This is a genomic window from Azospirillum sp. A26 (genome assembly GCF_042604635.1).
Taxonomy (GTDB): Bacteria; Pseudomonadota; Alphaproteobacteria; order Azospirillales; family Azospirillaceae; genus Azospirillum; species Azospirillum palustre.
The window spans coordinates 101,432-125,821 of sequence record NZ_CP170475.1 but is presented as its reverse complement, the minus strand read 5'-3'; the positions used below and the strand labels follow the sequence as shown (position 1 = coordinate 125,821).

The following is a 24,390-nucleotide window of genomic DNA, read 5'->3' as shown; positions in this document are numbered from 1 at the left end:
TCTTCACCGCTCCGGGATGCCGTATTTCCGCAGCTTGTTGGCGATCATGGTGTGCGAGGTGTTGAGCCGCACCGCCAACTTGCGGCTGGACGGAAAGCGTGGGTAGAGCCGGCGCAGCAGCGTCCGCTCGAACCCGTCCACCGCATCCTCCCAACTGCCGGCATCCTCCGCCGGCACTTCGGCCGCCTGCATGCCGGCGCCGGCCAGTTCCAGGTCGGCGGCATCGAGCGTGCCGCCGTCGCTCATCGTCACAGCACGGAAGATGACATTCTCCAACTGCCGCACATTGCCGGGCCAGCGGTTGGCGAGCAGCGCCGCCGCCGCCGCCGGGGTCAGCCGGCCCGGCGGGCGGCGGGCCTGCGCCGCGGCGCGCGCGATGAAGTGGCGGGCGAGCAGCAGGATGTCCTGCCCGCGTTCGCGCAGAGGCGGCACGTCCAGAGTCAGCACGTTGAGGCGGTAGAACAGATCCTCGCGGAAGCTGTGGTCGGCGACCATCGCCTCCAGCGAGCGGTGGGTGGCGCTGATGACGCGGACATCCACCTTCTGCTCGCGCTCGCCGCCCACCCGGCGGAAGCTGCCGTCATTGAGGAAGCGCAGCAGCTTGGCCTGGAGATAGGCCGACATCTCGCCGATCTCGTCGAGGAAGACGGTGCCGCCATGAGCCAGTTCCAGCAGGCCGGGCTTGCCGCCGCGCTGCGCCCCGGTGAAGGAGCCAGGGGCGTAGCCGAACAGCTCGCTCTCCGCCAGATTCTCCGGCACGGCGGCGCAGTTCAGCGCCAGGAAGGGCTTGTCGCGGCGCGGGCTGGCGCGGTGGCAGGCGTGGGCGATCAGCTCCTTGCCGGTGCCGGTCTCGCCCAGGATCAGCAGCGGCGCCTCCATCGCGGCGACGCGTGCGGCGCGTGCCTTCAGCGCCCGGATTGGCGGGGATTCCCCGAGGATGCGGTCGAAGCCGCCCTCATCGAAATTCTGGATGGCGTCCAGCCGCTCGCCGAGGCGCGACGGGGTGAACAGGGTGATGACGGCGCCCGCCGCCTCGACATCGACGATGGGGGTGACCTCCAGCAGGAAGGGCTGGCCGTTCAACGTCACCTCGCGCCCCGACATGCGGAAACCGCCCGCGGTCAGTTCATCTGTCAGGCCCGGTTCGCCGAACAGCTCGCCGAGGTCGAGGCCGGCGAGGCGCGCCTCCGGCAGTCCGGCGACCTGGGCGGCGGCGGCGCTCGCCACCACGACGCGGGCCGCACGGTCGACCGCCAGCACCGGGTCGGGCAGGGCGGCGAGCAGCGCATCCAGATGCAGCCGCCGCCGCGTGCCCGGCAGCATGTCGATGGCCGCCACCGACCGCACCCCGGCAATGCCCCGCAGCGCATCGGAAAGGGCAGGCAGGGTCGCCGGATCGAGGCCGGGGGCGTCGATGTGAATCAGCGGCGGGTCGACCTCGACACCGACCACATTGAGCCGGCGCAACGCCAGCACGGCGAGGATCTCATGGGCGATGCCGACGCGGTCGGTGAAGGTGACTTCGATGCGCATGTGTCTGGCGTTGGCAGTGAGGACGACCGGGAATCACTGTACACATATCGTTACACCGTATCAAAATCTTTACACCCCCTCAAGCCATTGATCCTCAACACTCCAGTCCAGAAAGGTCGCCTCCCTGTAAACATACGCATACACCGGATTACCCTCCGCTCTGCCTGTATTGCAGCAAATCCGCCATTTCGTGGACTGGCACGGTGTTTGCGAAACACCCACCCAAGCGAAGTCATCCATCCCTAGGGGGAGCCAGTCTCATGCGCGTGATTGTTCTGGGCAGCGGCGTCATCGGTGTCACCACCGCCTATTATCTGGCGCGCGCCGGGCATGAGGTGACCGTGATCGACCGTCAGACCGGTCCGGCGCTGGAGACCAGCTACGCCAACGCGGGCGAGGTGTCCCCGGGCTATTCCGCTCCCTGGGCGGCGCCGGGGCTGATGCTGAAGGCCATCAAGTGGATGACGATGAAGCATTCGCCGCTGGTGATCCGGCCGAAGCTGGATCCGGCGATGTGGTCCTGGTGCCTGAAGCTGCTGGCCAACGCCAACGAGGCGAGCTACCAGCTGAACAAGAGCCGCATGGTCCGCGTCGCCGAATACAGCCGCGACTGCCTGAAGGCCCTGCGCGCCGAGACCGGCATCACCTATGACGAGCGCACCCAGGGCACGCTCCAGGTCTTCCGCACCCAGAAGCAGATGGACGCCGCCGGCTACGATATGGCGGTGCTAGAGCGCTACGGCGTTCCCTACAGCCTGTTCGACCGCGACGGCCTGACCTCGGTCGAGCCGGCTTTGGCCCATGTGAAGGACAAGCTGGTCGGCGCGCTGCACCTGCCGGGCGACGAGACCGGCGACTGCTTCCAGTTCACCAACAAGCTGGCCGACTATGCCGCCAAGCGCGGGGTGGAGTTCCGCTACGGCGTCTCCATCCGCGGGCTGGAGAGCGACGGTCGCAAGATCACCGGCGTGCTGACCGATCAGGGCACGCTGACCGCCGACAGCTACATCGTCGCCATGGGCAGCTATTCGCCCAAGCTGGTGAAGCCGCTGGGCATCGACCTGCCGGTCTATCCGGTGAAGGGCTATTCGCTGACCCTGCCGATCACAGACGCCGCCCACGCGCCGGAATCGACGGTGATGGACGAGACGCACAAGATCGCCGTCACCCGGCTGGGCGACCGCATCCGCGTTGGCGGCACGGCGGAACTGTCGGGATTCGACCTCAGCCTGCGCGAGAGCCGCCGCGGCCCGCTGGACCATGTGGTCAGCGACCTGTTCCCGAAGGGCGGCGACCTGTCGAAGGCGGAGTTCTGGACCGGCCTGCGCCCGAACACCCCGGACGGCACGCCGATCCTGGGGGCGACCCATGTCCGCAACCTCTACCTCAACACCGGCCACGGCACGCTGGGCTGGACGATGTCCGCCGGTTCCGCCCGCGTGCTGGCCGACGTGGTCAGCGGCCGTCAGACCGAGATCGACATGGAAGGCCTCAGCGTCGACCGCTACGGCCGCAAACCGTCGGTGGCGGTGTCGCGCCCGGCGGCCGTCCGTCCCGCCTGACCTGGGCCGGCCTGACCTGAATATGTGACCCGCGCCGTACGGCGGACGCGGGTCATCGCCAGCTCAAGAAGGGCGGCGTCGGTGATCTCGGCTCCATCCAGCCGATGTCGCCCGCGCCGCCCTTCGCATTTCTCCACGCGGTGGCCGAGGCGCCTGAGATGCAGGATCGCCTCGTAGAGCCGGGTTGGCGGTTCCGCTGTGGGACGGGCCGTCACGGATGGACCACCAGAACGACCAGCCGCTTCGGCCCGTGAACGCCATAGGCCAGCGTCTGCTCGATGTCTGCGGTCTTGCTGGGACCCGACACCAGAAGCACGTTGGTCGGCATCGCCTGCGCCCATCCCTGCTCGCGCATGGCTTGCAGGAATGTGTCGTAGAGGGCGTCCGCACGCAGCAGCGCGATGTGGATGTGCGGGACCAGAGAGAGGGTGCGCGGCTCCGCGGCCGTCGGCCAGAGGATCAGGCTACCCGTCTCGGCGATGGCGCCGCGGGTGGTGGTCAGGCCGGCGTCGATGGAGTCGAACATCTGGGGCCTGATGTCTTCGAAGGGCCGGTCGTAGGGGATGAGGGCGGTGGACCCTGCGCCCCACCCCTCGACCAGCCGCTTCCCCGCCTCAGTCTCCGGCGCGTAGACCAGCGACCCCACCCCCTCGCGCGTCAGGAACTCGCGCAGCACCGCCGGCCAATCGGCCTCGGCAGCGTCGAGAAACTCGGTATGCACCGCCTCCATCAGGCGGCGGATGCGGGGCAGCCGCTCCTCCTCCGCCCACTGTTTCGCTTCGATCGGCGCGAAATCCGAGGCCGGCGGGGTCAGCGGGTGGGCGTCGCGCGTCTTGCGCAGCTTCGTCAGGATCGAATTGCGGGCGTCAGACATCGGGAACCCCCTTGGCGCGGGCGAGGTCGTGCAGGGTGCGGCCGGCGAAGCGCGGCTTGGTGCGGACATTCGTCCACTCCTTCAGCATGGGCAGCGACGACGGCGCCGCATTGCCGAGTTTGCTCATCGCCAGCGTGGCGACGCGGTAGGCGGTGGGGGAGGCGTTCATCGCCGCCCAGCCGCTCCACACCATCGCTTCCGTCCGGCTGGCCTTGGCGCCCCCGTCCTTCACCGCACCGCTGGGCTTCACCGCCTCGACCCGCAGGCGCCCCATGATCTCGACGATGGGGATCTTCACCGGGCAGATCTCGACGCAGGCGTTGCACATGGTGCAGGCGTGGGGCATGGCGCCGCGCTTGGCCAACCCCTCGATCTGCGGCACCAGGATCTTGCCGATGGGGCCGGGATAGGGCGCCTCATAGGCATGGCCGCCGACCTTGGTGTAGACCGGGCAATGGTTCATGCAGGCGCCGCAGCGGATGCAGCGCAGCGTGTCGCGCAGTTCCGGGTCGGCGTAGATGCTGGAGCGGCCATTGTCGAGGATGACCAGATGCACCTCGCGCGGGCCGTCCTTCTCACCCGGCTTGCGGGGGCCGGAGATCATGTTGACGTAGGTGGTGATCGGCTGGCCGGTGGCCGAGCGTGGCAGCAGGCTGATGACCGGCGGCACGTCCTCCAGCTTTTCCACCACCTTCTCCAGCCCCATGAAGGCGATGTGGACCGGCGGCACCGTGGTGCACATGCGGCCGTTGCCCTCATTCTCGATCAGGCAGAGGGTGCCGGTCTCCGCCACCGCGGCGTTGACGCCGGACATGCCGACATCGGCGGCCTGGAACTTGGCGCGCAGAACCCGGCGGGCAAGGTCGGTCAGATAGGCGGCATCCTCGCGGCTCTCGGCGTCCTTGATCTTGCGCTTGAACAGATGGGCGATCTGCTTGGTGTTCAGGTGGATCGCCGGCATAATGATGTGCGACGGCATGGTGCCGTCCAGCTGCACGATGTATTCGCCGAGGTCGCTTTCGAGAACCTCAATGCCGTCCTTTTCCAGAACGGCATTCAAATGCATCTCCTCCGTCACCATCGACTTGCCCTTGACCACCAGCTTGGCGTTCGCCTTGTGCAGGATGTCGAGGGCGATGGCGTTGGCCTCATCCGTCGTGGCGGCCCAATGGACGGTGATGCCGTTGCGGGTGCAGTTTTCCTCCAGCTTTTCCAGCAGTTCCGGCAGCTTCGACAGGGCGCGCAGCCGGACCGAGGCGGCCAGCGCCCGCACGCCATGCCATTCGCCGGCATCGGCAAATTGGGCGGCGCGCTTGCTCATCAGCCCGTCCATCGCGCGGCGGAAATTGCCGCGCAACTGCGGGTCGGCCAGCGCCGCGTGCGAGGCGGCGGCGAAATCCGGTGCGTTACCGTCCATGGATGCGCTCCTTCAGGAACTGGGCGATGTGCTGGCCGCGTGCAGCCTTGGCCCCGGCTTCCAGCGCGCCGGTGATGTTCAGCAGGCAGCCGCAGTCACCCGACACCACGCGGGCGGCGCCGGTGCCCTCGATGTCCGCCACCTTGTCGCCGACCATCGCGGCGGAGATCTCCGGATGGCGCACGGCGAAGGTGCCGCCGAAGCCGCAGCATTCCTTCTCCCGCTTCAACTCCACCAGCTCGACATTGGCAAGCTGGCGTAGCAGCGCCTTCGGCTCTTCGACCACGCCCATCTCGCGCTGGGCATGGCAGGAGGCGTGCCAGGTGACGCGCACAGGCTCCCCCCTGTCGGTGAGCTGGACGTCGAGGACATGGACCAGAAACTGCGTCAGCTCCCAGACGCGGGCCGCAACCTGCACCGCCTTGGCTTCGTCCGGCTCGCCGTGGAACAGGTCGGGCCAATGCTTCTTCATCATGCCGGCGCAGGAGCCCGACGGCACCACGATGGGATCGTCGCCGGGGAACAGGTCCAGCTGGGCGCGGGCGACCTTCAGCGCGTCGGCGCGGTAGCCGGAATTGTAGGCGGGCTGACCGCAGCAGCTTTGCCCCTGCGGAAAGACCACGGTCAGTCCCTGCGACTGCAACAGCTCGATCCCCGCCATCCCGGCATCGGGAAAGAACAGGTCGACGAGGCAGGTGCCGAAGTAATAGACGCGGGAGGGTTTGGGGATCGCGGACATCGGGCGCTTCCTCAGGAATAATCTTGTCGGCGGGCGTCGTTCAGAAGGCCGGTTCGGCCACCCGTGCCCTCTCCTCCACCTTCGCCGTCGCACAGGCGTCGACCAGATAGACGATGGACCGGTAGGGAACGCCCGCCTTGTCGGACAGGCCGATCTCGCAGGTGCGGCTGGTGGAGTAGCCCGACGCGCAGCCCTCCGGCACCGTGGCCGGCAGGTGGCGGAGCGCATGGGCGTTCAGTTCCGGCGTGGTGAAGCCCTTGTCGCCGGCGAAGCCGCAGCAGCCGACGTCGGGCGGCACCACCACCGTCTCGGCGCAGGCCTTTGCCACCGCGGTCAGCGCGCCGTCCAGACCCATCCGTCGGGTGGAGCAGGTCAGGTGCAGCATCACCGGCTCCGCCGTCTTCGCGATGTCCAGGCGGGGCAGGGCGAACTCGCCGAGGAACTCCGCCACGTCGAGGATGCGCAGCCCCGCGTCGGTCAACCGCTTCTTCAGCCGCAGGGCGCAGGGGCTGGTGTCCATCACCACGGGATACCGGCCGCCCCGGCTTGCCTTCGACAGGGCGGCCAGCATGGCGTCGGCCTTCGCGTCCGCGGCCTCGATCAGCCCCTTGCTTTCCAGCGGCATGCCGCAGCATTGGCCGTCCGCCGCTTCCGGATAGAGGATGCGGAAGCCGGCCTTGCGCATCACCGATTCGACGACCTCGGGCAGCGGGCGCTGCTGCGGATCGCCGGCGGCCGGACCCATGGTGCGGCTGACGCAGCTGGGGGCGTAGACCACCGTCGGCACATCGTCGTCGGTGACGACGGTCTCAGCCTTCGGCGAGAAGGTCGCGGCGGTCGGCAGGCTGCGCGGCAGCGAGGGCAGGGCGCCGCCGGTCAGCACGCGCGCCGCGGCTTCGGCGACGCCATGTCCGACCGTGCGGCGGGCGAAATCGGCCAGACGCAGGCCGGTGCGGGCAAGGCCCAGCGTCCCTTCCATATGGTCGGCGACCAGAGCCCCAGCCTTGCGGGCCACGGCGCCGCGCCGCTCGCCGCGCATGGATTTGATCAGCAGCCCGGTCTCGATCCCCACCGGACAGGCGGTGGCGCACAGGCCGCAGGCGGCGCAGGTGTCGATGCCTTGGTAGTCGTAGGCGGCGGCGATCTCGGCCAGGCGCCCGGCATCGTCACCGGTGGCTTCCAGCCGCGCCAGTTCGCGCCGGCCGACGATGCGCTGGCGCGGCGACAGGGTGAAGCGGTGCGACGGGCAAGTCGGCTCGCAGAACCCGCACTCGATGCAGGTGTCGACCAGCGGGTCGGCCGGCGGCAGCGGTTTCAGATTCTTCAGGTGGGCCTGCGGGTCGCCGTTCAGGATGACGCCCGGATTCAGCAGCCCGTCGGGGTCGAAGAGATCCTTGATCTCCTTCATCAGCCCGTAGGCCTGCGGACCCCACTCCATCTCGACGAAGGGGGCCATGTTGCGGCCGGTGCCGTGCTCCGCCTTCAGCGAGCCGTCGTAGCGGGTGACCACCAGCTCCGCGACATCGTCCATGAAGCGGCGGTAGCGGTCGATCTCCGCCTGGGTGTCGAAGGCCTGGGTGAAGACGAAGTGCAGGTTCCCTTCCAGCGCGTGGCCGAAGATGATCGCTTCGCGGTAGCCGTGTCGCTCGAACAGCGCCTGCAATTCGCGCGTCGCGTCGGCCAGCCGGGGCAGCGGGAAGGCGACGTCCTCGATGATGACGGTGGTACCGGTCTGGCGGATGGCGCCGACCGCCGGGAACAGGCCCTTGCGGATCTTCCAGAAGCCTTCGCAGGCCTTGGTGTCGGTGGTGAAGCCCGTATCGCCGATGGTGACGCAGCCGGCCAGCACCGCGGCGATCTCCGCCACGTTGGAGTCCAGCGCCGCGGCGTTTTCGGCGCGGGTTTCCACCAGCACGGCCGCCACCTCGGGACCGAAGCCGCGGATCTGCGGCGGCATGCCCGGCTTGTCCTGGATGGAGCGGAGCGAGGCGCGGTCCATTAGCTCGGCGGCATCGACCGGGGCGGCCTTCAGCAGGGCCACCGCGCGGCAGGCCTCGGCGATGTCGGGGAAGAACAGGAGCGCGCTGGCCTTGTGCGGATGCTCCGGCACGGTGCGCAGCGTGATGGTGGAGATGAATCCCAGCGTGCCTTCCGACCCGATCATCAGGTGCTGGATGATGTCGACCGGATCCTCGTAATCCACCAAGGCGTTCAGGCTGTAGCCGGTGGTGTTCTTGATGCGGAACTTGTCGCGGATTCGGGTCGCCAGCGCCTCGTCGGCGCGGGTGCGGGAACCCAGCGCCGCCAGCCGGTCGAGCAACGGGCCATGGCTGTCGCGGAAGCGGCTGCGGCTGGCCGGGTCGGCGCTGTCCAGCACCGTGCCGTCGGCCAGCACCAGCCGCATCGACTCCAGCGTGCGGTAACTGTTCTGCGCGGTGCCGCAGCACATGCCGCTGGCGTTGTTGGCGGCGATGCCGCCGATCTTCGCCGTGGCGATGGAGGCCGGATCGGGGCCGATCTTGCGGCCCAGCGGGGCGAGGCGGCGGTTGGCTTCCGCCCCGATCACACCGGGTTGCAGGGTGACGGTGGCCGCGGCCGGGCCGATGGTGCAGCCCCGCCAGCCGTCCCCCAGCACCACCAGCACGCTGTCGCTGACCGCTTGGCCCGACAGGCTGGTGCCGGCGGCGCGGAAGGTCACCGGCACGCCGTGCCCGCGGGTGATGCGCAGCAGCCGCACCACCTCCTCCTCCGTTTCCACCAGCGCCACGATCTTCGGGATCAGCCGATAGAAGCTGGCGTCGGTGCCGTAGGCCAGCGTGCGCAGCGGGTCGGTGACCAGCCTCGCCTGCGGGATGACGGACTGAAGCTCGGCCAGCACACGGTCGTAAGGGGCGGGCAGCATTGGCGGCGGCTCCTGCTTGGGGGAGGAGGACGTGGAGGTGTAGGGATCGGCTGCTGAGCGGCCGATCACCACAGGCCGCTTAGCGGCCGATGACCATGGCGGTGAAGGGCCAGAGATAGGCCTGCGCCATCACCAGCAGGCCGACCAGCGCGGTCAGCGCCAGAGAGTGCCAGATGACGAAGCGCAGGATCTTGCCCTCATGTCCATGCCACTTGGTGGCGACGGCGGCGACGACGATGCTCTGGGCGTCGATCATCTTGCCCATCACGCCGCCCGAGCTGTTGGCGGCGGCCATCAGCGTCGGCGGCAGGCCGAGCTGTTCCGACGACACCTTCTGCAGGCTGCCGAACAGCACGTTGGACGCCGTGTCCGACCCGGTCAGCGCCACGCCGAGCCAGCCCAGGAAGGTGCCGAAGAACGGGTAGAGGAAGCCTGAGTTGGCGAAGGCGAGGCCCAGCGTGGTGTCGAGGCCCGAGTAGCGGGTGGTGTAGCCGAGCGCCAGCATCGCCGAGATGGTCAGCAGCGAGTTGCGGATGGCGTAAAGGGTGCGACCATAGGTCTTCACCATCTCGACCGGCGAATAGCCCATCAGGAAGCCGGAGATGACGGCGGCGATGAAGATGCCGGTGCCGGTGGCCGACAGCCAGTTCAGGGTGTAGACGGCCGCCTCCGGATGGGCCTTGGCAACCACCGGGGGAACGCGCATCACCATGTTGTGCAGGCCATCGATCGGGAATTTGAAGATCGACACGCCGTCGAGGAAGGCCTTGACCTCGGGGATGCCCCACAGGAAGACCAGCACGCTGAGGATCGCCCAGGGCATCCAGGCGCGGCGGACTTCCGCGGCGCTGTAGCCATGGTCGCGGCGGGCCTCGCCCTGGACCACGGCGGCACCGGCGGACTGCGTCATGGCGGACGCCCCGCCCGCGGTGTGCCAGATCGCCTTCGGGTGCCAGACCTTCAGGAACAGGGTGACCGAGACCAGCGAGACGATGGCGGCGGCGACGTCGACCAGCCAGGGTCCGTGATAGTTCGACACCAGGAACTGCGGCACTGCGAAGGACACGCCGGCGACCAGGATGGCCGGCCAGATCTGGATCATGCCGCGCCAGCCAGCGAAGGCGACGATCAGCCAGAACGGCACCAGCACCGAGAAGAAGGGCAACTGCCGGCCGATCATCGCCGACAGGTCCAGCAGCGGCAGGCCGGTGACCGCCGCCAGCGCCAGCACCGGCGTGCCGAGCGCGCCATAGGCGACCGGGGCGGTGTTGGCGATCAGCGACAGGCCCGAGGCGGCCAGCGGGGTGAAGCCCAGCCCGATCAGCATGGCGCCGGTGACGGCGACCGGCGTGCCGAAACCGGCCGCTCCTTCGAAGAAGGCACCGAAGCAGAAGGCGATCAGCAGGAGCTGGAGCCGGCGGTCGTTGGTGATGCCGGTGATGCTTTCCTGCAGGATCTTGAACTGCCCGCGCTGCTCGGTCAGGTGATAGAGGAAGATGATGTTGACGACGATCCAGCCGATCGGCAGCAGACCGTAAGCCGCACCCAGCAGCGCGGTCTTTCCCGCCATCGCCACCGGCATGCCGAACACGGCGACGGCCACCGCCAGCGCCGTCGCCAGACCCAGCAGGGCGGCGCGGTGAGCCTTCATATGGAAGATGCCGAGACCGCCCAGCATCACCAGGACCGGCAGCGACGCGAACAGCGTCGACAGCCAGATGTTGTTCATCGGGTCGTAGACTTGCGACCAGCTCATCGTCAGGGGGCTCCTTCTCGGGGAGTGATGTCGGTCCGAACGGTGTCCCGGGAGAAGGAGGGCCGATTTTGCACGCATCCGGCCTGCCCGCGCCTGGAGGACGGCGCGGGAGGAAGGCCGGATGTCGGCAAAGCGGAGGCGTTCACCGCCGCCGGGGTCTTGCGGCCCCGATGCTCGCGGTGCGGATGCGCCCTTGCGGGTGCTGGTCCGTCCTGTCCCGGTACGTTATGGATGCACTTTCCGCCCCGGCCGGTTTGGGGAAGACCCCTTGCCAGTCCGGCGGCGATGGACATCTCTTATCCATACGGTGAGCGTTGGATAAAATATTTTACCAGACTGTGCAATGGCTGAATCGTTTGTCAGCCGACCAACTTTGGTAGGGGGGTGCGGCCTTGCCGGCCGCCGCCGCTCTGGACGCCTGTTCCGTCCATCGCTATTGAAGAGGATCGCGACGCACAGGGAGAGGCCGCCCACCCAATGCAGGGGACGATCAAACCGGCCAAGCTGGCCGACGCCATTGCCGAGCATCTGGAACGGCTGATTCTGGAAGGTGCGCTGCGTCCGGGGGAGAAGCTGCTGGCCGAGCGCGAACTGGCGGTGAAGCTGGACGTGTCGCGCCCGTCGCTGCGCGACGCCATCGCCAAGCTGGAGGAGCGCGGCCTGCTGGTCAGCGGGCGCGGCGGCACTCATGTCGCCAGCTTCCTGTCGCAGATCGCCGATCCGCTGATGACGCTGATGCGCAACAAGCCGGACGCGTCCTTCGACTATCTGGAGTTCCGCCGTTCCATCGAAGCGGCTGCGGCCGGGCTCGCGGCCCAGCGGGCGACCGACCTCGACCGCGACGGCATCCGCACCATCGTCGCCCGGATGCAGGCCGCCCACGGCAAGGACGACAGTTCGGAAGAGGCGGATTCGGACGCCGACCTGCATCTGGCGATCTACGAGGCAGCGCACAACGTCGTTATGCTGCACATCATGCGGACGTTGTCCGACCTGCTGCGCAACGACGTGTTCTACAACCGCACCGACCTCTATTCCCGGCCGGGCGTGCGCGAACTGCTGCTGCAACAGCATCTGGCCATCGCCAATGCGGTGCTGGACGGCGACGCGGATGCTGCGAGTGCGGCGGCCGAGGGCCATGTGGAGTTCACCTTGCAGACCCTGCGCGAGATCCGCGAGCACAACGCCCGCGTCCAGGTCTCGCTGCGGCGGATCGGCCGGACCGACCTGATCGACAGCGGTGTGTGAGAGGACCCGGACCGCTCCGGATCTCCGCCCGGCGGGGCGTCATGGCGAAGGTCCTATGTCTGTGGGATTGCCCTGACTGGCGGCAAGCCTTTGGCCGGGTTACACTGTGGCATTGCTCAGTGTCGCCGTCTGCCTGACTGGACTTGCCTTATCCACTCTGCCCGAGTGCCGCCCTTGTCTTCCTTGTCCACTTCCAAGAAGCGCCGGATCCTGCTGATTGAGGATACGGTCCCGCTCGCCAAGCTCTACATCGAGTTCCTGCGCGCCGACGCGCACGAGGTCGTGCATTGCACCCGCGGGGGCGAAGCGTTGGACGCGGCGGCGGCCTCCCCGCCCGACGCGGTGATCCTCGACCTGAAGCTGCCGGACATGGACGGGCTGGAGGTGTTGCAGGCGCTGCATGCCCGTGACGCAAGCGTGTCGGTGGTCATCATCACCGCCCATGGCTCCATCGATCTGGCGGTGGAGGCGATGAAGCTCGGCGCCTTCGATTTCATCGTGAAGCCCTTCAACGCCGACCGCCTCAATCTGACCCTGCGCAACGCGCTGGAACGGCGGACCCTGGCCCGCATGGTGGAGGGATACCGCAAGGATCTGGACCGCGGGCGCTTCCATGGCTTCATCGGCAGCTCGCCCGAGATGCAGGCGGTTTACCGGACGATCGAGAGCGTGGCGGCCAGCCGGGCCAACGTCTTCATCACCGGCGAAAGCGGGACCGGCAAGGAGGTGGCGGCCCAGGCCATCCACCGCGCCAGCCCCAGGCGCGACGGCGCCTTCGTCGCGCTGAACTGTGCCGCGATCCCCAAGGACCTGCTGGAATCGGAGATCTTCGGCCATGTGAAGGGCGCCTTCACCGGTGCGTCCGGCGACCGGCCGGGTGCGGCGCTGCTGGCCGACGGCGGCACGCTGTTCCTGGACGAGATCTGCGAGATGCCGTTCGACTTGCAGAGCAAGCTCCTGCGCTTCGTCCAGACCGGCACGGTCAACCCCGTCGGCAGCGGCCGGGAGGAGCGGGTGGATGTGCGCTTCGTCGCCGCCACCAACCGCGATCCGCTGGCGGAGGTGCAGGCCGCCCGTTTCCGGGAGGATCTCTACTACCGTCTGCACGTCATCCCGCTGGCCCTGCCGCCGCTGCGCGACCGCGGCGACGACGTGATCGAGATCGCCCGCACCTTCCTGTTCGACTATGCGCGGGAGGAGGGAAAGGCGCTGGCGGCCTTCACGCCGGAGGTGGAGGCGAGGCTGCGCGCCCATGACTGGCCGGGCAATGTGCGGCAATTGCAGAACGTCGTCCGCAACGTCGTGGTCCTGAACGACGGGCCGCAGGTCACCCTGGACATGCTGCCGCCGATGAGCGGCCCGGATGCGGCTTCCTGCGCCGCCTCCGGTTCGCCGTCCGCCGACCTGCCGGAGGGGGACGATGCCGTGCAGCCATTGTGGCAGGTCGAGAAGGAGATGATCCAGAAGGCGCTGCGGCTGACCGGCGACGATGTGCCACGCGCCGCCCTGATGCTGGAAATCAGCCCCTCCACCATCTACCGCAAGCTCCAGCAGTGGCGTATCGCCGACGGCCGCAGCGCCGGGGAGACGGCTGCGTGAGTGCGGATCCGGTCGAAGGGCCGGTGCCGGCGGCCCTGCCGCCCGATGAGAGCGGCCGGCTGGCGGTTCTGCACTCCTACTGCATCCTCGATACGCCGCCCGAGCCGGGGTTCGACAACATCACCCGGCTGGCCCAGCATTTCTTCCGGACCCGCATCGCGCTGGTGTCGCTGATCGACCGCGACCGCCAGTGGTTCAAGAGCCGCGCCGGGCTGGAGGCGACGGAAACCCACCGCGACTTCGCCTTCTGCGCCCATGCCATTCTGGACGACGGCGTGCTGGTGGTTCCCGACGCGACCGAGGACCGGCGGTTCGCCGGCAATCCGCTGGTCACCGGCGACCCCCACATCCGCTTCTATGCCGGTGCGCCGCTGGTGGCGGACGGGCGGACGCTGGGGACGCTGTGCGTCATCGACGACAGGCCGCGTGACGGCTTCGATGCCCGCGAGGCGGAGACGCTGGCCCAGCTCGCCCGGCTGGTGGTGGACGAGATGACGCTGCGCCGCGAGGTTGCCCGGCGCGAGCGGGCGGAAGCGGAGCTGCGCGACCGCTCGCGCCTGCTGAACCTCGCCGAGGAGATCGGCCAGTTCGGCCACTGGTACATCGATTTCGTCACCGATGCCCGCCGCTGGTCCGACGAGGTCTATCGCATCCTGGGCCTGCCGCCGCAGCAGCAACAGCCGACTGTCGAGCTGTCGCGCGCCTGCTACCACCCCGACGACCGCAAGCCGCTGGCCGCTCTGGTCGAGCGGGCACGGAAGACCGGCGAGGGGTTTTCAATCGAGGCCCGCGTCATCCGGCCCGACGGGGCGCTGCGCCATGTCTTCGTCCGCGGCATGGCCGAATGCGGCGACGACGGCCGGCCGGTCGGCCTGCTCGGCGTGGTCCAGGACATCACCGACGCCAAGCGGGAGGAGGCGGAGCTGCGGTCGAACCGCGAGCTTCTCGATCTGACCGTCCAGGCGACGCGGGACGGCATCTGGGACTGGAATCTGGAAGGCGGCGGGATCTGGTTCTCCCCCACCTGGAAGGAGCAGCTCGGCTACCGCGACGGCGAACTGGAGAATAGCCTGGACATGTGGGCCGGGCTGATCTTCGAGGAGGACCGGATCGCCGCGCTGGAGATGGTCCGCGCCTACAATGCCGGGCTGATCCCGAAATTCGAGGCGGTCCAGCGCTTCCGCCACAAGCAGGGCCACACCGTCTACATCCTCAGCCGCGCCACCCACATCCGCGACGCCGAGGGCCGCGTCGTGCGCATGGTCGGCGCCCACACCGACATCACGCGCGAGAAACTGACGGAAGAGGAGCTGAGGCTCGCCAAGCAGACGCTGGACGATGCGATCGAGGCGGTGCCGGAGGGGCTGGCCTATTTCGATGCCGACGACCGGCTGATCCTGTGCAACGAGCGCTATCGCGAAGCCCATCCGCTGACGGCGCCGCTGATGGTCCCCGGCCGCCCGTTCGAAGATATTCTGCGCGCCGCCGTGGCGAACGGCGAGTTCGCCGGCAATCCGGACGGGCCGAGCGACGAAGCCTGGATCCAGGCCGAACTGGCCCAGCACCGCAATCCCGGTGCGCCGTTCGAGCGGGAACTGCCCGACGGCCGCTGGATCGTGGTGGCGGAGAACCGGACCAGCAACGGTTCGCTGGTCTGCACCCGCACCGACATCACCGAACGCAAGCGCTTCGAGGCGGAGTTGCAGCGTCAGGCCGCCGACATGTGCGCGCTGGCCGAAGGGCTCGACGCCGCCCGCGAGGAGGCCGACACTCTGCGCGCCCGTGCCGAGGCGGCGACCCAGGCGAAGTCGGAATTCCTGGCGGCGATGAGCCACGAGATCCGCACACCGATGAACGGCATCCAGGGCATGACGGAGCTGCTGTTCGACACCCCGCTTACCGACGAGCAGCGCCAGTTCGCCCAGGCCATCCGCAGCTCGTCCAATGCGCTGCTGACCATCATCAACGACATCCTCGACATCTCCAAGCTGGAGGCCGGCCGCGTCACCATCGAAACGCTGCCCTTCGACGCCGCCGATCTGGTGGAAGGGGTGGTGGAACTGCTGACGCCCCGCGCGCACGAGAAGGGGATCGAGATCGGCTTCTACATCGATCCGCTGCTGCGCCGCACCCTGTTGGGCGATCCGACGCGCATCCGGCAGATTCTGGTCAATCTGGTCGGCAACGCGGTGAAGTTCACCGACCGGGGCTCCGTCGCGGTGGAGCTGGAAGTGCTGGACGCCACCGACGCCCATCTGGTGCTGCGCATCACCGTGACGGATACCGGCATCGGCATCCCCGCCGAGGCGATGCCGACCCTGTTCAACAAGTTCCAGCAGGTGGACGGCTCGATCACCCGCAAGTTCGGCGGAACCGGCCTTGGGCTGGCGATCTGCCGCCAGTTGTCGGAACTGATGGGCGGCAGCATCGCGGTGGAAAGCAGCCTGGGCATCGGCAGCCGTTTCCTGGTCGACCTGCCGCTGGCCCTGTCGGAAGAGGCTCTGCCGCCGGCCGAACAGCCGCTGGCCGGGCGCAGCGTGCTGGTGGTGGACGATCTGGCGGTGAACCGCCGGGTCCTGGCCTCGATGCTCGACAGCCTGGGTGCCCGGCCGGCCTGCGTGGAGAACGGGTCCGACGCGCTGGAGGCGTTGCGGCGCGGGGCGGCCGGGGGCCGTCCCTTCGACGTGGTGCTGGCCGACCAGACCATGCCCGGCATGGGCGGCGAAGCACTGCTGGCGACGGTTGCCGGCGACCCGGCGCTGATCGGGACGCGGCGCGTGCTGATCGTCACGCTGGGGCCGGCGGTGCGCAGCGAAAGCGGACCGGCGCCCGGCTTGGCCCATGCGACCCTGAACCGTCCGCTGCGCCAGAGTTCGCTAGCCGCCTGCCTGACCGGGCTGTTCGCCGCTGCGGCCCCCGCCACGTCTGCCGCTCCATCGGCCGAAGCGAAGGTGGAGGAGGTGCCCCGCCGCGGCCGCATCCTGCTGGCGGAGGACAACCGCACCAACCAGCTGTTCGCCACCACCCTGCTGCGCCGGCTGGGCTACACGGTGGAGGTGGCGGAGGATGGCGAGCAGGCGGTGGCGGCGGCCTGCCGCGGCGGCATCGATCTGGTGCTGATGGATGTCCAGATGCCGGGAATGGACGGGCTGGAGGCTGCCCAGGCGATCCGCGCGCGCGGCGGTGCGCTGGCCTGCCTGCCCATCATCGCCCTGACCGCCGATGCCATGCCCGGCACGCGCGAGCTGTGCCTGCGTGCGGGGATGAGCGATTATCTGACCAAGCCGATCAGCCGCGCCGGGTTGCTGTCCGCGCTGGATCGCTGGATCGGCACGGTGGAACCGCCGGCCGCTGCGGCGGAGTCGGGTGGTGGAAACGGTAAGGGCAGCGCCCCCGAAATCGATGACGGCAGCGGCGAGGACGGCGAGGTGCTGGACGAGGCGGTGCTGGACGATCTGGTGGAGACGGTGGGCGCCGACAGCTTGGCGCTGATCGTTGACAGTTTCCTTGAGGATGTCTCGCACCGGCTGGAACGGCTGTCCGCCATGGCGAACGCCATGCCGGCCGGCACCGTCGACCTGCGCGCACTGGCCCAGGAGGCGCACGACCTGTCCAGTCTCGCCGGCAGCTTCGGCGGCATGGCGGTCATGCACATCGCCTGGCGGATGGAGGTTCTCTGCCGCAACGGCGACAGGGATCAGGCGGCCAGGCTCCTGCCGGTCCTGTTGCGCGAGGCCACACGGCTGGAGCGGACCCTGCGCGAGCGCACCGGCGTTTCACCGCCGGTGGCCTGACGTCCTCCGGCCCTCGAGTCAGCCGGTGCCGGGCTGGGTCGAGCCGTCGGTGTCCTCCGCCCGCTCCCGCAGTTCCTTCGACGACAATCCGGCCGGGGTGGCATCCTGCAACGTGCCGTCGCCCGGCGTTTTCGTCATGTCCTCGCGCGGGGAGCGCTCGCCGGCCGGGGTCTGGTCATGGGTGTCCGCCCCGGATTTCACCCCGGATTTCTTCGGCTGGGGCATTCCTTCGGAGGGGGTGCGCGTTTGAGGCGTGTCGGTCATGATGTCCTCTGCTATCTTCTGCCTCTGCAATCTTCCGGAGGAGTCAACGACCAGGATGGGTGCGTGTTCCGCATCCGGCCTATCCTTCGGAGGGTTGAAGGAAGACGTCTCCGTCCAAGGGGACCGGGAGAAGACGGCGCGGCGCCCCGCAGGTGCCGAAGCGCGCAGACCCAATGCGTGCCAAAGTCGGGCCAACCACCAAGGTCCGGCAGCGGAGGCCGCGAGCCGCCGCCCAGCCGGCCAGCAAGGAGTGTGAAAAGGTCATGGAATCGAGCAAGCACACGCCGCATGGCGATGTGACCCAGGTCGGCACCGTCACGCTGACCGACGACGCCACCGGCAAGACTTTGAAGCTGCCGCTGCTCGGCGGGTCCACCGGTCCCAACGTGATCGACATTCGCAAGCTCTACGCCGAAACCGGCTATTTCACGTACGACCCCGGCTTCACCTCCACCGCCGCCTGCGATTCGGCCATCACCTACATCGATGGCGACGAGGGCATCCTGCTGCACCGCGGCTATGCCATCGCCGACCTTGCCGAGAATTGCGATTTCCTTGAGGTCTGCCATCTGCTGCTGAACGGCGAACTGCCCAACCCGCAGCAGAAGGCCGATTTCGAGCGCACCATCACCTACCACACGATGGTGCACGAGCAGCTGGCCAAGTTCTACAGCGGCTTCCGCCGCGACGCCCACCCGATGGCGATCATGTGTGGCGTCGTCGGCGCCCTGTCGGCCTTCTATCACGACTCCACCGACATCTTCGATCCGGTGCAGCGCAAGATCGCGGCGCACCGCCTGATCGCCAAGATGCCGACCATGGCCGCCATGGCCCACAAATACACGGTCGGCGAGCCCTTCATGTATCCGCGCAACGACCTGTCCTACGCGGAGAACTTCCTCTACATGACGTTCGGCACGCCGTGCGAGGAATGGAAGGTCGATCCGGTCCTGTCGGAAGCGATGGACAAGATCTTCATCCTGCATGCCGACCACGAGCAGAATGCCTCGACCTCCACCGTCCGTCTGGCCGGCTCGTCGCACGCCAACCCGTTCGCCTGCATCGCGTCGGGCATCGCGGCCCTGTGGGGTCCGGCCCATGGCGGTGCGAACGAGGCCGTGCTGAAGATGCTGGATGAGATCGGCTCGGTGGAGCGTATCCCCGAGTTCGTCCGCCGCGCCAAGGACAAGAACGACAGCTTCCGCCTGATGGGCTTCGGCCACCGGGTCTACAAGAACTACGATCCGCGCGCCAAGATCATGCGCGAGACCTGTTATCAGGTTCTCGACCGGCTGGGCATCCAGGACGAGCCGCATCTGGCCATCGCGATGGAGCTGGAGAGGATCGCCCTGTCGGACGAGTATTTCATCGAGAAGAAGCTCTATCCGAACGTCGATTTCTACTCGGGCATCATCCTGAAGGCGATGGGCTTCCCGACCAGCATGTTCACCGTGCTGTTCGCGCTGGCCCGCACCGTCGGCTGGATCAGCCAGTGGAAGGAGATGATCGAGGATCCGGCCCAGAAGATCGGCCGCCCCCGCCAGCTTTTCACCGGCCACGCCGCCCGTTCCTTCGTCCCGTTGGACAAGCGTTGATCCCACACCGCCGGACGCCCCCTCTTCGAAAGGAGAGGGGCGCACCGTGACCCAATCTCTCCAACTGGGCCTGTCGGTCGCCATCGTGGCGGTGACCGGCGGGACGCCGCGCGTCGTGACGGTGCGCAGCGGCTTCACCGTGCCGGACAACCACCGGCGCGGTGACGAGCCGTTGCCGCATCGCGACGCGCTGCCCGGCGCGCCCTTCGAGCCCGACCGTTTCCGCACCCTGCAGGACGGCGTTCGCGCGGTGGCGGAGGGGTTGTCGGGCCTGGCGCTCCGCTATGTCGAGCAGCTCTACACCTTCGGCGACCGTTACCGCGACCCGCATGAGCTGTTCGGCGGTCCGCGCTCGGTCGTGGTCGGTTATCTGGCGCTGGTCCGGGATGGCCCCCTGGGCGGCGGCGGCTCGGCCGAATGGCGCGATCTTTACGACCATTTCCCGTGGGAGGACTGGCGCGATCAGCGCCCGCCGCTGCTGGATGCTGTCATCGCCCCGGCGCTTGGCGGCTGGATCGCTTCGGCGCCCGACGAGGAGACCCGGCTGCGCCGGGCCGAGCGCGCCCAGATGGCCTTCGGCCTGGACGGCGCCGACTGGGACATGGAACGCGTGCTGGAGCGGTTCGAACTGCTCTACGAGGCCGGGCTGGTGGTGGAGTCCTTCCGCGACCGCGACCTTACCGCCCGGATCGACCCGTCGGTGTCGGCCGGCGGGCCGATGCCGCGCGCGCTCGGCCGGCCGATGGCGCGCGACGGCCGGCGCATCCTGGCAACCGCGCTGGAGCGGCTGCGCGGCAAGCTGCGCTACCGCCCCATCGTGTTCGAACTGCTGCCGCCGACCTTCACCCTGCATCAGCTCCAGCTGGTGGTGGAGGCGCTGTCGGGCGAACGGGTCCACAAGCAGAATTTCCGCCGCCTGATGATCACCGGCGGCTTCGTCGAGCCCACCGGCCAGTATGAAAGCCAGACCGGAGGCCGGCCGGCCGAGCTGTACCGCTTCCGCCGTCAGGCCATCCACGAACGCACCAGCGCCGGTGCCATTCCGTCCGCGGACGGATGAAGGGAAATCCATCGGAAACGTCGACGCGCGGCATTGGGCGCAGTTGTCAACGGTCGGCTGCAAGGGGATACTGGTGGAACCGTTTTAAACCCGGACTATCCTTGTCCGGAAATTCCATTCTCGGAAAATCAATGTCGCACCGCATCCTGATTGCCGACGACCACCCGCTGATGCGTACCGCCTTGACCCAGACCATCGGTCAGGCGATTGCCGGCGCCGTGATTCTGGAAGCGTCGCGGTTCGACCAGATCAAGCCGCTGCTGGACACTGGGGAGCCGCCGGACATCATCCTGCTGGACCTGCACATGCCCGGCATGAGCGGCCTGATCGGCCTGATGATGCTGCGGTCCGAACACCCGGCGATCCCGGTGATCGTGGTCTCGGCATCGGAGGATCCGGTGACGATCCAACGCTCCATCGATTATGGCGCCTCTGGCTTCGTGCCCAAATCGGCGCCGAACACCCAGATCGTCGAAGCGATCCACGCCGTGCTAGACGGCGAACTGTGGCTGCCGGAGATCAACGGCGGACCCGAAACCGAAGCCCCCGACCCGGCCCAGCGCGCCGCCACCCTGACGCCCCAGCAGCTCCGCGTCCTGGCCGGCATCGCCGAAGGCAAGCTGAACAAACAGATCGCCTATGAGATGAACGTCGCCGAAACGACGGTGAAGGCGCACGTCACCACGATTCTGCGCAAGCTGGGCGTGCTGACCCGCACCCAGGCCGCCGTGCTTGCGAGCCAATTGGCACTGTCCGCCGTACCGCCGCCGCCGGTGGAGTGAGCGTGCGGCCTTGCTGCCCATGGTTGGCGGTCGGTCCTGCAGGGCGTGGATGAGGAGGCTGCGCGGTTACGGGCGTGCAGGTGGCTGGCCGTCTTGGATATCGGCATTCTTCCGGCCAGCCGAGTATCGGTGACGGTCGGCCAGCAGGACAATGGGGCCAGTTTGTGACCGACGGCGCCTGCTTGTTCGTTACACGAGCAGATTCAGGCTCTGCATCGGTGTGGTGCCCTTGGAGGCATCATGCGCTTTGCGCGCGTCGATGTAATCGTTGAGTGTCTTGGCTATGCGTTTGTTCGAGGGATCGCTGCCAGTCAGCGCCTTCGCGGCTTTAGCCAGCTGGTCGGTTGGCACATCTTTCAGAGCATCGAACAGATCGTCTGGATTGCCGTCGTGCAGCAGCTTTGAAATCCCCTTGTTCAGCTTTGCGTAGAATTCCGATTCATCATTGAGGCTCTTGAACGTCAGCTTGCTCATGAGCGTGTCCGCGGCCTTGCGTCCGACAGCCTCGACACGGTTGTAGGCACGAAATTCCTCACGCGAGGAAAAGATTTTTCCGTTGATGACCCAACTGGTGAGGTGGGAATCGACTTCGTCTTGGCTTTCCAACGCACCGTCGACAACATTCTTTTCAAAAGCATCGATGTCGTCGAGGCTGCCGATCACGTTGGAGCCGCTGCCTCCCCGGCCCCCATATTCCGTGTCGGGCGAGTAGGGCAGCCCGGTCAGGTCATCGATGCCGCCAGTCAGGGTTTTGCCGAGTGTGGCTCCCTCTGTACCGTCGATGCTGTAGCGCGACTCGAGAACCTCGCGGCCGTCGTTCAGCTTGCGGCCGCTCAGGCTGATCGTTACGTTGCCGTCGGCCGAGGTGAAGCTCTGGGACACGCCCACGATGTGACCGGTTTCCTGGAATGCCTTCCTCGCCGCTGCGAATCCGCTCTTGAACTGGTCGCGGAGCTCTCCGATCAGTGCCGATCCAGAACTGGTTGCCGTGATCGTCATAACATCCCCGTTTCAGAACGGTGGCTGGGTGCTCCTTGATAATATTCTATCACCAAGGTTGGGAAAATCCAACCCTGGGGAGAAAATCTATGCGTTTTTACCCCGTTACCCGCTGCCCATCCGCCAGCAACTGCCCCAACAATGCCCGCAGCGCGCCCGGACGAACCGGTTTGTAAAGCAGCCGGCAGCCTGGGCGTGTTGACCCACACCCAGGCCACTGCGTTGGCGAGCCAATTGGTGCTGTCCGCCGTATCGCCGCCACCGGCGGAGTAGAGGCGGGCGCACCGGATCGCCGCCGGTACGCCCGCTGCCCTGACTTCAATCCCCGGCCGTCAACCCCGGCGGGCGCCGGTGTGGATCATGGTGCCGACATGCTCGCCGCGCAGTGCGGCGGTCAGCCGTCCCGGAACCAGGCCGTTCACCAGCTGGACGCGGGTGATGTGACGGGCATTCGCCAGCACCTCGACGAAAGCCCGGTCCACCGGCAGGGGACCGTCATGGGCGGCCAGATCGGCAGCCGTGATTTCCGGCAGCAGACGGGCCACGGCACCGTCCGCACCGTTGGGATCGTTGCTGTGGATACCGTCCACATCCTCGACGATGGTCAGGCTGGCGGCCCCCAGCGCGTCGGCCAGCAGGAAGGCCCCGGTGTCGGCCCGGTGGGACGGAATGCGCGAGGTCGGGAATTCGTGATGGTGATAGGGCGGGAAGGCGCTGCCCACCACCGCGCGGGCGGCCGACAGATGGACGGCCAACTGGCTGGCGATGGTCGGATGCTCCACATAGGAGACGCCGTCCGGTGCCAGCAGCGAGGCCAGGATATGGCCGTTCTGTCCGGCCTCGCTCGCCGCCAGCGGCGCCAGCGAGCCGACCGGCAGGCCCAGATCGAGCCCGACGCTGTAGAGATGGCGGGCGCGGATACCGGCCCCCGTCAGGATCAGCAGGCGGTGTTCCGGCAGGATGCGGCGGATTTCCTCGACGACCGGCAGGATCGCGTCGCGGCCGCGGTCTATGATCGACCGGCCGCCGATCTTCACCACATGCAGCCAGGGCAGCAGCGCGATCGGCCGGCCGCCGGCGACCGGACGGGTCAGATCGTCGTTGAGAAGGGTCTGCCGCGCGAGCGGCGAGGCCACATGCTTGATGGTGTTGATGGTCTCGGACATGTCCCGGCTCCTCAGCTCGCGGTGATGATGGTGCCGACATGCTCGCCGGCGAGTGCGCGGGTCAGGTTGCCGGGGACCAGACCATTGACGATCTGCACCTCGCGGACATGGCGCGCGGCCTTCAGCAGGTCGAGCACCGGGAATTCCAGGATCGAGTCCTGAAGTCCCTTCGCCTTCATCTCGTCGACCGAAATCTTGGGAATGAAGGTCGCATCCTTGGACGTCTTCGGGTTGGCGGTGTAGAGCCCGTTCTCGTCCTTCACATAGATCATCCGCTTGCAGCCGAACTGTTCGGCGACCAGGAAGCAACCGGCGTCGGTGCGGTAGGGCGGGATCACCCCGTTGGCCGGAGGACGCATCCACAGCGTGTAGGGCGGCATGCCGCTGAAGACCACGGCATGCACCTCCGCCAGATAGAGCGGAACCGCCGACAGGCCGGCGCCGTCCACCGCGGAGACGCCGTGCTTGGCGAGGAGCTGCCCCAGCATGGCGGCATTCTGGTCGGCGACCGAGGCGCCGAGCTGCGACAGCACGCCCGCCGGCAGGCCGAGGCCGGCGGCGATGGAGTAGAGGTGCCGGGCGCGGGTGCCGGCGCCGGTGCCGATCAGCAGCTTGTGGGCCTTGCGCGCCGCCGCGATCTCGTCCACCAGCGGGTAGACCGCCGCCCGGCCGCGGTCGATGACGCTCTGTCCCCCAATCTTGATCACCGTGGCATCGGGGAGGATGCGGAAATCCGCCGCCGCTTCCGCCGTCGCCTGAAGCTCGGCATCGGTCAGCGGACGCTGCATCAGCAGCGCCTCAAGTTCCGCAGTCGAATGTGTCGTGGAATTTGCCGCCGTGGGATTCACCATGGAAGGGCAATCCTTTCGTTCCGTCATTGCACGTCAATACCTGTCGTCGGCGCCGCCGCTGCGTCCTTTTGTGGAACCGAGTCCTCCCGACGGTTCCGGACGAAGCCGCAGAGCGCCTCCCCAGTATTCGCATCCTGCCTGACGGGGCCTGTTCGGATCGTGGAGTCCGTTGACCGGAAGCTCCAAGGCTGGCCGTGACGGTCGATGCCCCGGAACCGTATGGCTCCGCGTCTCAACCGTCAATAATCT

General features: G+C 67.8%; 17 protein-coding genes. 7 read left to right on the top strand and 10 right to left on the bottom strand.

The features are described from left to right. Positions 1-3: 3 nt before the first annotated feature. The gene (locus ABNQ39_RS29410) at positions 4-1,533 is read right to left on the bottom strand and encodes a sigma 54-interacting transcriptional regulator (RefSeq protein ID WP_376965565.1); all 1,530 of its coding nucleotides are present in this window, start codon (positions 1,531-1,533) and stop codon (positions 4-6) included. Between the two features lie 260 nt (positions 1,534-1,793). Here ABNQ39_RS29410 and ABNQ39_RS29405 point away from each other — a divergent pair, with 260 nt between their 5' ends. After that, positions 1,794-3,095: a D-amino acid dehydrogenase gene (locus tag ABNQ39_RS29405; protein ID WP_376965563.1), complete on the top strand. Its 1,302-nt coding sequence runs from the start codon at positions 1,794-1,796 to the stop codon at positions 3,093-3,095. Between the two features lie 211 nt (positions 3,096-3,306). Here ABNQ39_RS29405 and ABNQ39_RS29400 read toward each other — a convergent pair whose 3' ends face one another. The 5 genes from ABNQ39_RS29400 to ABNQ39_RS29380 form a co-directional block, all read right to left on the bottom strand. Then, positions 3,307-3,969 carry a LutC/YkgG family protein gene (locus tag ABNQ39_RS29400; protein ID WP_376965561.1) on the bottom strand — a complete coding sequence of 221 codons (663 nt, stop codon included), beginning with the start codon at positions 3,967-3,969 and terminating at the stop codon, positions 3,307-3,309. Next, the gene (locus ABNQ39_RS29395; RefSeq protein WP_376965559.1) at positions 3,962-5,386 is read right to left on the bottom strand and encodes a LutB/LldF family L-lactate oxidation iron-sulfur protein; all 1,425 of its coding nucleotides are present in this window, start codon (positions 5,384-5,386) and stop codon (positions 3,962-3,964) included. The genes ABNQ39_RS29400 and ABNQ39_RS29395 overlap by 8 nt, the downstream gene beginning before the upstream one ends. Next, positions 5,376-6,125, bottom strand: a complete 750-nt coding sequence (locus tag ABNQ39_RS29390) for a (Fe-S)-binding protein (protein ID WP_376965557.1) — start codon at positions 6,123-6,125, stop codon at positions 5,376-5,378. The genes ABNQ39_RS29395 and ABNQ39_RS29390 overlap by 11 nt, the downstream gene beginning before the upstream one ends. A 40-nt stretch (positions 6,126-6,165) precedes the next feature. Beyond that, on the bottom strand, positions 6,166-9,027 hold the full coding sequence (locus ABNQ39_RS29385) for an FAD-binding and (Fe-S)-binding domain-containing protein (RefSeq protein ID WP_376965555.1): 2,862 nt from the start codon (positions 9,025-9,027) through the stop codon (positions 6,166-6,168). A gap of 79 nt (positions 9,028-9,106) precedes the next feature. After that, on the bottom strand, positions 9,107-10,783 hold the full coding sequence (locus ABNQ39_RS29380) for an L-lactate permease (RefSeq protein WP_376965553.1): 1,677 nt from the start codon (positions 10,781-10,783) through the stop codon (positions 9,107-9,109). A gap of 477 nt (positions 10,784-11,260) precedes the next feature. Here ABNQ39_RS29380 and ABNQ39_RS29375 point away from each other — a divergent pair, with 477 nt between their 5' ends. From ABNQ39_RS29375 to ABNQ39_RS29365, 3 genes are all read left to right on the top strand, one after another. After that, positions 11,261-12,031, top strand: coding sequence for an FCD domain-containing protein (locus ABNQ39_RS29375; RefSeq protein WP_098735201.1), 771 nt, complete (start codon positions 11,261-11,263; stop codon positions 12,029-12,031). A gap of 183 nt (positions 12,032-12,214) precedes the next feature. Next, positions 12,215-13,630, top strand: a complete 1,416-nt coding sequence (locus ABNQ39_RS29370; RefSeq protein WP_376965739.1) for a sigma-54-dependent transcriptional regulator — start codon at positions 12,215-12,217, stop codon at positions 13,628-13,630. After that, positions 13,627-17,424: a response regulator gene (locus ABNQ39_RS29365; protein ID WP_376965550.1), complete on the top strand. Its 3,798-nt coding sequence runs from the start codon at positions 13,627-13,629 to the stop codon at positions 17,422-17,424. The genes ABNQ39_RS29370 and ABNQ39_RS29365 overlap by 4 nt, the downstream gene beginning before the upstream one ends. 18 nt (positions 17,425-17,442) lie before the next feature. Here ABNQ39_RS29365 and ABNQ39_RS29360 read toward each other — a convergent pair whose 3' ends face one another. Continuing rightward, positions 17,443-17,688: a hypothetical protein gene (locus tag ABNQ39_RS29360; protein WP_376965548.1), complete on the bottom strand. Its 246-nt coding sequence runs from the start codon at positions 17,686-17,688 to the stop codon at positions 17,443-17,445. A gap of 263 nt (positions 17,689-17,951) precedes the next feature. Here ABNQ39_RS29360 and gltA point away from each other — a divergent pair, with 263 nt between their 5' ends. The 3 genes from gltA to ABNQ39_RS29345 all read left to right on the top strand — a co-directional run bounded on the left by gltA (position 17,952) and on the right by ABNQ39_RS29345 (position 21,125). After that, positions 17,952-19,283, top strand: a complete 1,332-nt coding sequence (gene gltA, locus ABNQ39_RS29355) for a citrate synthase (RefSeq protein WP_376965546.1) — start codon at positions 17,952-17,954, stop codon at positions 19,281-19,283. 46 nt (positions 19,284-19,329) lie between these two features. Continuing rightward, entirely contained in the window at positions 19,330-20,343 is a 1,014-nt protein-coding gene (locus ABNQ39_RS29350; RefSeq protein ID WP_376965544.1) for an NUDIX hydrolase, read from the top strand. Positions 20,344-20,474: 131 nt separating this feature from the next. Continuing rightward, on the top strand, positions 20,475-21,125 hold the full coding sequence (locus tag ABNQ39_RS29345) for a response regulator (RefSeq protein ID WP_098735207.1): 651 nt from the start codon (positions 20,475-20,477) through the stop codon (positions 21,123-21,125). Positions 21,126-21,314: 189 nt separating this feature from the next. Here the strand turns inward: ABNQ39_RS29345 and ABNQ39_RS29340 are convergent, their stop codons facing one another. From ABNQ39_RS29340 to ABNQ39_RS29330, 3 genes are all read right to left on the bottom strand, one after another. Continuing rightward, entirely contained in the window at positions 21,315-22,124 is an 810-nt protein-coding gene (locus ABNQ39_RS29340; protein ID WP_376965542.1) for a hypothetical protein, read from the bottom strand. Positions 22,125-22,456: 332 nt separating this feature from the next. Continuing rightward, positions 22,457-23,290, bottom strand: a complete 834-nt coding sequence (locus ABNQ39_RS29335; protein WP_376965540.1) for an amino acid kinase family protein — start codon at positions 23,288-23,290, stop codon at positions 22,457-22,459. A gap of 11 nt (positions 23,291-23,301) precedes the next feature. Beyond that, positions 23,302-24,141, bottom strand: a complete 840-nt coding sequence (locus tag ABNQ39_RS29330; RefSeq protein WP_109051710.1) for an amino acid kinase family protein — start codon at positions 24,139-24,141, stop codon at positions 23,302-23,304. Between the last annotated feature and the right edge of the window lie 249 nt (positions 24,142-24,390).

What these genes read in the sequence shown, in the direction of transcription:
- ABNQ39_RS29410 (WP_376965565.1), bottom strand. Translation starts at nt 1,533, where the DNA reads ATGCGCATCGAAGTCACCTTCACCGACCGCGTCGGCATCGCCCATGAG.
- ABNQ39_RS29405 (WP_376965563.1), top strand. Translation starts at nt 1,794, where the DNA reads ATGCGCGTGATTGTTCTGGGCAGCGGCGTCATCGGTGTCACCACCGCC.
- ABNQ39_RS29400 (WP_376965561.1), bottom strand. Translation starts at nt 3,969, where the DNA reads ATGTCTGACGCCCGCAATTCGATCCTGACGAAGCTGCGCAAGACGCGC.
- ABNQ39_RS29395 (WP_376965559.1), bottom strand. Translation starts at nt 5,386, where the DNA reads ATGGACGGTAACGCACCGGATTTCGCCGCCGCCTCGCACGCGGCGCTG.
- ABNQ39_RS29390 (WP_376965557.1), bottom strand. Translation starts at nt 6,125, where the DNA reads ATGTCCGCGATCCCCAAACCCTCCCGCGTCTATTACTTCGGCACCTGC.
- ABNQ39_RS29385 (WP_376965555.1), bottom strand. Translation starts at nt 9,027, where the DNA reads ATGCTGCCCGCCCCTTACGACCGTGTGCTGGCCGAGCTTCAGTCCGTC.
- ABNQ39_RS29380 (WP_376965553.1), bottom strand. Translation starts at nt 10,783, where the DNA reads ATGAGCTGGTCGCAAGTCTACGACCCGATGAACAACATCTGGCTGTCG.
- ABNQ39_RS29375 (WP_098735201.1), top strand. Translation starts at nt 11,261, where the DNA reads ATGCAGGGGACGATCAAACCGGCCAAGCTGGCCGACGCCATTGCCGAG.
- ABNQ39_RS29360 (WP_376965548.1), bottom strand. Translation starts at nt 17,688, where the DNA reads ATGACCGACACGCCTCAAACGCGCACCCCCTCCGAAGGAATGCCCCAG.
- gltA (WP_376965546.1), top strand. Translation starts at nt 17,952, where the DNA reads ATGGAATCGAGCAAGCACACGCCGCATGGCGATGTGACCCAGGTCGGC.
- ABNQ39_RS29345 (WP_098735207.1), top strand. Translation starts at nt 20,475, where the DNA reads ATGTCGCACCGCATCCTGATTGCCGACGACCACCCGCTGATGCGTACC.
- ABNQ39_RS29340 (WP_376965542.1), bottom strand. Translation starts at nt 22,124, where the DNA reads ATGACGATCACGGCAACCAGTTCTGGATCGGCACTGATCGGAGAGCTC.
- ABNQ39_RS29335 (WP_376965540.1), bottom strand. Translation starts at nt 23,290, where the DNA reads ATGTCCGAGACCATCAACACCATCAAGCATGTGGCCTCGCCGCTCGCG.
- ABNQ39_RS29330 (WP_109051710.1), bottom strand. Translation starts at nt 24,141, where the DNA reads ATGGTGAATCCCACGGCGGCAAATTCCACGACACATTCGACTGCGGAA.